Annotated in this window: 2 protein-coding genes, 1 pseudogene and 1 other annotated feature; of the genes and pseudogenes, 2 read left to right on the forward strand and 1 reads right to left on the reverse strand. The window is 31.2% G+C overall.

Features of this window, described 5'->3' with window-relative positions; translation table 11 throughout:
- Positions 1–215: pseudogene (locus RR539_RS08865) on the forward strand (DNA mismatch repair protein MutT); the annotation flags it as partial.
- 55 nt (positions 216–270) lie between these two features.
- On the opposite strand, the gene RR539_RS08870 reads toward RR539_RS08865, so the two are convergent.
- On the reverse strand, positions 271–1,455 hold the full coding sequence (locus tag RR539_RS08870; RefSeq protein WP_332474268.1) for a cation:proton antiporter: 1,185 nt from the start codon (positions 1,453–1,455) through the stop codon (positions 271–273).
- Positions 1,456–1,518: 63 nt separating this feature from the next.
- Positions 1,519–1,569: a sequence feature (sodium ion sensor (DUF1646 type); this cis-regulatory element may regulate processes involved in with the transportation of sodium ions), on the reverse strand.
- Between the two features lie 190 nt (positions 1,570–1,759).
- On the opposite strand from RR539_RS08870, the gene RR539_RS08875 reads away from it, so the two are divergent.
- Positions 1,760–3,154, forward strand: a complete 1,395-nt coding sequence (locus tag RR539_RS08875) for a tetratricopeptide repeat protein (RefSeq protein ID WP_332474267.1) — start codon at positions 1,760–1,762, stop codon at positions 3,152–3,154.
- Positions 3,155–3,210 lie beyond the last annotated feature (56 nt).

Here is a 3,210-nt window from a genome sequence, read left to right on the forward strand (position 1 = left end):
ACACCTTTATATATACAGCAGATGAGTTTGAAGGTGAACTAAAAGAGTGTAATGAAGGAAATCTACACTGGATAGATAATGATAAGATACTAGACCTTAACCTATGGGAAGGTGATAGAGTATTTTTAAAATGGCTTAATAGTGATAGAATATTCTCAGCTAAGTTTATATATGAAAATGGTGAATTTAAAGATTACACAGTTAATTTTTATTAAAGAAAACCCCAAGGTAGAATGTCTACCTTGGGGTTTTGTATGATTAAGAATAAGATTAAGCGTGTTTCTCTTTGAATACAACCTTAAGTAGTAGAGGAGTAACTATTGTAGTTACTATGATTACTACAAGTAAAGTTGGATACATAGTATCTGATATAATTCCCTTGCTAAGTCCTAGAGTTGCAGTGATTATAGCAACCTCACCACGGGAAATCATACCAACACCAATTTGCATTGATTCTTGTTTTGACATTCCGTATAGCTTAGCTGGGACAGCACATCCAATTAGCTTACCAACTACAGCAGCTAATGAAATAACTATAATAGGAAGAATAACATCACTGCTAAGTGTTTTCATGTCAATTGTTAGACCTATACTACTAAAGAAGATAGGTGAAACAAGGTAAGTTGAGATGCTTGTGAACTTCTCTTCAACATCATGTCCGTACTTAGTAAGTGATAGTATAAGACCTGCAACATAAGCACCTGTAATAGCTGCAATTCCTAGAGCTTCTTCAACAAATATTGAGAAGATAATAGTAAGACCAGCAGTTATAAGGATTAGAGTTTCAGTCTTAGCCTTCTTATTTCCACCTTCCATAATCTTAGTGATAATCTTTGGAAGGAATTTGATTGCAATACCTGAAATAATAAGGAAAGCAAGAATCTTTCCAACAACTAGCATTATACCAGCAGCACCAGCAACCTCTGAAGCACCAGGAGCAACAAGCATAATAGCAATTGATAGTATAATGATTCCTAGTATATCGTCAATAATAGCAGCACCAATTATATTAATACTTGCCTTAGTATTAAGCTTACCAAGTTCATTAAGAGTTTGAACAGTAATAGCAACACTAGTAGCAGTAAGGATAACCCCTACGAAAATACTCTCAGTCATGTTACCTGTAAACATATAAGTAGCTCCAGCTCCAAATAGGAATGGTACAATAATACCACCTATTGCTATAAGGAATGAAGAAGCACCAGCTTCCTTGAACTTATCAACGTCAGTTTCAAGACCAGCCATGAACATTAGGAATATAACACCTATTTGTGCCATAACCTGAATTGGTTCATTGTTATCAACTAAATTAAATAAAGATGGACCTATAATAATACCTGAAAGTAAGAAACCAAGAACTTTTGGCATCTTAAGCTTCTGGCTTATTACACCAAGAATCTCACCAACAACTAAAATTATACCTACTTGAAGTATAAAATCCATAATACCGTGCATAAAGTAACCTCCTTAAAATAAAAAAGAATAAACAAAAAAAGGGCAGAAGTATCACCAAAGGTGAACTTTCCCCCCTAAAAGTCCTAATTTTCTTGAAAGCAAAATGCTCCAACCGGAAAATCGACAATATTCAATATATTTATATTATAACAGACTTTAATAAGGGACTCAATATATAAATAACAAAAATAGTATGTGTATTTTTTTACAGAATATACAATACAAATAGAGTCAAAAAAAGAGGATATTTAGCATTTATATATAAATTATATAGTAGAGTATAAAATAGGAAAGGTGATTATATATGATAAGCGCAAAGGACGAAGCTCAAAGTATTAAAAGAATAGATGTAATAAACCCTATTACATTTAAGGGAATAAAAACATGTCAGGACTTAATTGAATTATGTGATGATATGTTAGAAAATGTAAATATAAATATTAGTCAGTTTGTTATAGAGAATAATTTATATGGATATAGTGGTAATGTTAATATAAATGAAAGTATGGAGATTATATCACTTCTTAGGGATAATATTAATTCTAAAAAGAGTGTAGTTGTTAACTTAGATGGAATAATAGATTCAATTTGTGATATTAATAAGGCAAGAAATTTTAGTGAAATTATGCTTATATATGGAGCATATAAAATGTATCTTGGAGAATTTACAAGTGGAATTGGAATTATAGAATTTAGTAGAGACATATCAGGGAAGAAGGATGATATTGTAACAAGTATAGAAAGGCTAAATGAGTTTATTTTTAAGTTTAATTTATCAGTAGATATAACAAGACTTAATAACTTAGTAGAAGCTTCAGACATACTAGAGTCCTATTACGATCTATCAATGAGAATAAATAGGGGTGACCACCTTCTAATAACAATATTTGATAACCTAAAAAAGAGAAAGAAAAGTCAAAGGATATTAGAATCTATTTATAATATAAGTAGTAATGCATTATTTCATTATGAAATAGGAAAGAAGGAGTATAGACTTCCTAAAAAATCTATACTTGCTGCTATTATATTATTAGTAGGAATTTCAGCAGGAGTATACTATTTAAGTTTTAAGGGAGAAGCTACTGAAACAATAAGCACTCCACCAAAAACTACTTCTAAGATTGAACCTGTTAAGAAAGAAGAGTCTAAGATAGAGCAGCCTAAGAAGGAAGAGGTAAATACTATAGTTACCCTTGATGCATTAAAGAAGAAAATGCTAGTAGCAGCTAATGCTGGGGACTACGGATTTATAGATAAGGGAGTAGTTTCACTACCAAATGAAGTTAAAGAATCTAAGGAATATAAAGCCTTTATTAAGGAATACAACATTAAAAAACAGGGTTATTACTATAATAAGGGCCGTGAAGATATGAAGTCAGAGAATATACAAGGTGCCATAGAGAATTTTAAGGCAGCATATAAAGGTAAAACAGGTGAGTATTTAGACCCCCATATAACATACTCACTAGGATGTGCTGTTATGAAAAATAAACAGGAAGATGCAGTTAAGTATTTTGAAGAATATCTAACATATAATAAGATGGATGTTTCATATGAAGAGGAATCATTATACAACCTTGCTATGATTAATATGAATATTGGAAATAAGTCAAAGGCTAAGAAATATGCACAGAGATTACAGGATAGATATAGTGATTCTATATATAACAACGGAAAACTTAAGCAAATACTACAATAAAATAATAAAATGGTGTCTCCAAATAGAGACACCATTTTGTTGTATTTCCCGGGAAA

Source organism: Clostridium sp. (assembly GCF_036639235.1).
In the GTDB taxonomy this organism is placed as follows: Bacteria; Bacillota; Clostridia; order Clostridiales; family Caloramatoraceae; genus Clostridium_AB.